The following is a 4,352-nucleotide window of genomic DNA, read 5'->3' on the forward strand; positions in this document are numbered from 1 at the left end:
CGATCGACGACGAGGATCCGATCGACGACGAGGATCCGATCGGCGACGAGGATCCGATCGGCGACGAGGATTCGATCGGCGACGAGGATTCGATCGACGCACAGCGGTCTCGCTGACCGAAAGCTCACAACGGTCGATTACCGCCCGAACGCCCCGTCACCCCTAACGTCTTCGCCGCCGTGCCTTCGCTATCTCGAGCGGCACATGACGACGGACTCACGGACCGGCCCGGGCGGGAGCGTCTCGCGAGTCGGTCGCGGCGGGCGACGCCTGCTCGCGGCCGGCGCGCTGGGACTCGCGTGTATGGGATTGCTCGCCCCGTTCGTCGAGCCCGTCGGATCGATCTACGGCCGCGAGCTGGCCGCCCTCACGGCCGCGGCGATCGGGGCGACGATCTGGACCGGACGCGATCGTCTGCGCATCTCGAGTCGGGCGAACGGTGGGTCGGTCGAAACGGTCAGCGAGCCGTTCCCCGGAAGCCGGCTGTTCGCCAATCCGGGCCGCGTCACCGGCCGCGTCCGTCGAAACCCGTACCCGCTGGCGCTGACCGCCCTCACCGCGGCCGCCGTCGTCGTCTACGGCTTTCGGCTGGGCGCCCACCACCTCTACGGCGACGAGTACCAGGTCGTCGCGGCCGCGGGCGGCTACGTCCAGACCGGCGAGTTCGTCCGCTGGGACTGGGTGGGCAACGAGCCGCGGGACGTCTACGACCGCGCCTGGCCCCACACGCTGTTGGTCGCGGTCTCCTTCCAGGTCTTCGGCGTCTCCGAGTGGGCCGCACGCCTGCCCTCCGCCCTCGCCGGCGTCCTCACCGTCCCCCTCTCGTACTACGTCTTCCGGTACGTCACGGAGCGGCGGGCGGCCGCGCTGCTCGCGAGCGCCGCCCTGCTCCTCTACCCGCCCGTGATCGGCCTCTTCCGCTGGACGCGGATGTACGCGCTCGTGATCCCGCTGGTCTTCCTGCTCGCGTACCTCGCGTGTCGCGCGCTCACCGAGCGGAACCGCCTGGATCTCCGATCCGACCGCGCGAACCGCCTCGTCGAGGAGTGGCTCGATTTCGATCTTCGGATCGGCCTCCTGGCGCTGCCGGTACTCTATCTCGGCTACCTGATCCACGTCAACGTGCTCTTCGTCGTGGCCGCCGCGTACGTCTTCGTCGTCGTCCAGGCGCTCCACACCCGACAGCGGCGGTACGCCACCGCGACCGTCCTCGGAGCCGCAGGCGCGGTCGCCGTCGCCGGCCTCGTCAGGTACGCCGGCCGGTTGGCCGAGCTCGCGCAGTTCCTCTCGGCCTTCGAGCGCCGGAACGCGGAGTACGTCGACTTCCTCTTCCAGTACCCGGTGGAGACCGCCCTCGGGCTCGCCGTCCTCGTCGGCGGGCTCGCGGCCGTCGGCTCGGTGCGCGACGAGACGCTCCGCTCGAAGCTGCTCTTTTGCTACGTGCTGGTCGCGTTCTCGTTCGTCTTCGCGATCTTCGTCGCCGACCGCTACCCCGGCTTTCGATACATCGTCCACGTCGTCCCGTTCGCGATTCTGCTCGTGATCTACGGCTTCCTCGCCTTCGTCGAAATGTTCGACCGCGGGGCGATCCGGTACCTGCTCATCGCCCTGTTGCTGATCAACCTCGCCGTCCCGTTCTACGCCGGCGCGGAGGACGAGAACTACCGCACGCTGTACCTCGAGGACGAGCAGGACTTCGAGACCGCCTACGGGACGATCGAGGCGAACTACGACCCCGACGAGGAGGCGATCTTCGGCCAGTTCCTCCGGCGAATCTACCTGCAGAACCTCGACGAGGACGCCACCGTCGTCAGGATGGAGAGCGATCGGCGGTACGCCCCCGAAGAGTTCGCCGACGACCTCGAGAGCCACGGGGCCGGCTGGATCACCTGGGAGACCGGAAAGGACCACCACGTCGATCCCGCGATCAGGGAGTTCGTCGACGAGCACTTCGCGAAGCACCACGGCGCGGGCGTCGACGACACCGGCCTGGAGGTCTACTCCTTCGACGAGGAGACGCTGGAGGATGCGGATCTCGACGAACTTCGGGCCTCGGACGATGGATCTTGAGCGGGCGAGCCGTCGACGCGGTTCGAGGAGGTGATCCGACCCCGAGATCAGTCGACGAAATTCGACCCCGAGATCAGTCGACGCTCACTCCTCGATCCGGAACACCAGCACCTCGCCCGCGTCGCCCTCGTACGTCGGCTCCACCGCTCGCTCCCGACGGTCGACCAGCGTCGCGGGTTCGAACAGCTCCCGGTAGCGCTCGACCGACCGCGGCCAGGTGTGGGAGTTCGCCTCCCCCGCCGTCTCCTCGCAGATGATGACGGAGCCGCCGGGCGCGACGACGCGCCCGATGCGATCGACCGCCGCCTCGATCGCCGCCGGCGGCACGTGCTGGAGAACCGTCCACGAGACGAGCGCGTCGAAGAAGTCGGCCTCGAACGGGAGCTCCTGGACCGTCGCCTCGACCCACTCGACGTCGGGGTAGAGCGTCCGCGCCGTCTCGAGCTGGCGCGCGTTGGGCTCGATCCCGTAGTGTTCGGCCGACCGCTCGGCGATCCACGGCGAGAGCCGTCCGTAGCCGGGACCGATCTCGGCCGACCGCTCGACCGCGCGATCGAGGTCCGCGATCACGTCTCGCAGCTGCGATGCCTCGTAGTACGTTCGCGCGGCGAACGCGGGGCGATCCGCCGCGCGGCCGGCGAACCCGCCGAGTTCGAACGTCACGTACTCGTCCGCCCCGTTCCAGACGGACGGGTAGCGCTGGGCGGTCGCCAGGACGCCGTTGGGGAGCGCCTTGCCGAGCGCGAACGGGAGCACCTTCCGGGGGTGGTCGCGGGCCTTCTCGATGTGGTCGAGCATCCTCGTCCCGTGTAGGCCGCCGAAACCCATCAATCTCGCCGCGAGGAGGACGCGTAACGGTCCGTTGGGCCGACTAGGCCCTCCGTATCCGTTCGCGGCCGCTCCACCGCTTAATAGCCCGCCCGTGGTCGACCGGTGGTGACGGACCCTGGCCACGATGGCCGCGAGTGAACCCGAGACGCGAGGACGAACCGACGGCGCCGACGCCAGCGGGAGCGATGTCCGCGAGATTCCGAAGGACCGCCCCAGAGTGAGCGACGATCGCGAATTCTGGATCGACGGCGGCGAGGCCGACGCCCCCGAGTTCCGGAACGACCGCCCCAGCGTCGGGTGGGGGATGCTCGCGCCCGCGGCTCCGGTTCTCGGTCCATGAGCCCCGACGATCGAGACGCGACCGGCGGAACGGACGGCTCCGCGTCGGCCGTCACCGACGCGGTCGAGACGATCGTCTCCGGCGGCGCGCTCGTGTTCGCGAGCAAGGTCCTCGCGCTCCCGCTCGGCTTTCTCACGCAGTTCGTGATGGCGCGCTGGCTGCTCGCCGACGACTACGGGAGCGTCGTGCTCGCCATCGCCGTCGTCACGGTCGCGATCATGGTTGCGAAGCTCGGCATGGACGACGGGATGATGCGGAAGGTGCCGGAGTTCGAGGACCGCCGGGGCGAACTCCGCGGGATCGTTCGCGCCGGGATCCGAATCGGGACCGTCTCCGGACTCGCGGTCGCCGTCGCGCTGTTCGTCTTCGCGCCGACGATCGCCGAGGGCGTCTTCGACGACCCGGCGCTGACGCCGCTGTTGCGCATCGGCGCGGCGGCGGTCCCGTTCATGGTCCTCGGCAAGATCTTCGTCTACGTCGCCAGGGGACTGCGAGCCGCGGGCCCGTACGCCTACGTCTACCAGCTGCTCCGAATGAGCGGCCGGTTCGTCTTCATCGCCGCGCTCGTCCTCGGCGGCTTCGGCGCCGTCGGCGCGATGGTCGGCCAGACGCTCGCGCTGATCATCACCGGGATCGTCGGCGTCGCCGCCGCGATCCGGCTGCTCCCCGGCTGGAACGGCGCCGACCCGGTCCGAATGGATCGACACCTGCTGGCGTTCTCGCTCCCGCTGATCGCCATGCAGGGGATGGACTTCCTGATCGTGACGACGGACACGTTCGTCATCGGCTACTTCCTGCCGTCGGACCAGGTCGGCATCTACAACATCTCCTTCCAGCTTCGCAACGGACTCATCACCGTCCTCGTCGCGTGCGGGTTCCTCCTCCCGCCGATCCTGACGCGCCTCCAGGTGGACGGGAGTCTGGCCGAGCTGCGGACCGTCTACGCCGTCGTCACCAAGTGGGTCGTCTTCCTGACGCTGCCGCCCTTCCTGGTGCTGGTCGTCTTTCCCGAACCGATACTCGGCGGGCTCTTCGGCGCCGAGTACGCGGCCGGCGCGGCGACCCTCCAGATCCTCGCGATCGGGGCGCTCGCGGCGGCGACGATGGGCGC

Annotated in this window: 4 protein-coding genes; 3 read left to right on the forward strand and 1 reads right to left on the reverse strand. The window is 69.4% G+C overall.

What is annotated here, in order from left to right:
- Positions 1–204 precede the first annotated feature (204 nt).
- Positions 205–2,070, forward strand: a complete 1,866-nt coding sequence (locus QZT59_RS06575) for a glycosyltransferase family 39 protein (RefSeq protein WP_290813149.1) — start codon at positions 205–207, stop codon at positions 2,068–2,070.
- An 84-nt stretch (positions 2,071–2,154) separates the two neighbouring features.
- Here the strand turns inward: QZT59_RS06575 and QZT59_RS06580 are convergent, their stop codons facing one another.
- Positions 2,155–2,868 (reverse strand): class I SAM-dependent methyltransferase, encoded by a 714-nt coding sequence (locus tag QZT59_RS06580; protein ID WP_290813152.1) that lies wholly within the window; start codon positions 2,866–2,868, stop codon positions 2,155–2,157.
- A 157-nt stretch (positions 2,869–3,025) separates the two neighbouring features.
- Between QZT59_RS06580 and QZT59_RS06585 the strand changes: the two genes are divergently transcribed.
- Positions 3,026–3,241, forward strand: a complete 216-nt coding sequence (locus QZT59_RS06585; RefSeq protein WP_290813155.1) for a hypothetical protein — start codon at positions 3,026–3,028, stop codon at positions 3,239–3,241.
- On the forward strand, positions 3,238–4,352 hold a 1,115-nt coding region (locus QZT59_RS06590), incomplete at its 3' end, for a flippase (RefSeq protein WP_290813158.1). The genes QZT59_RS06585 and QZT59_RS06590, both read left to right, overlap by 4 nt.

Source organism: Halovivax sp., from assembly GCA_007119345.1.
Lineage (GTDB): Archaea > Halobacteriota > Halobacteria > Halobacteriales > Natrialbaceae > Halovivax.

Excerpts from the sequence above, each read along its gene's own strand:
- QZT59_RS06575 (WP_290813149.1), top strand. The coding sequence starts at position 205 with ATGACGACGGACTCACGGACCGGCCCGGGCGGGAGCGTCTCGCGAGTC.
- QZT59_RS06585 (WP_290813155.1), top strand. The coding sequence starts at position 3,026 with ATGGCCGCGAGTGAACCCGAGACGCGAGGACGAACCGACGGCGCCGAC.
- QZT59_RS06580 (WP_290813152.1), bottom strand. The coding sequence starts at position 2,868 with ATGCTCGACCACATCGAGAAGGCCCGCGACCACCCCCGGAAGGTGCTC.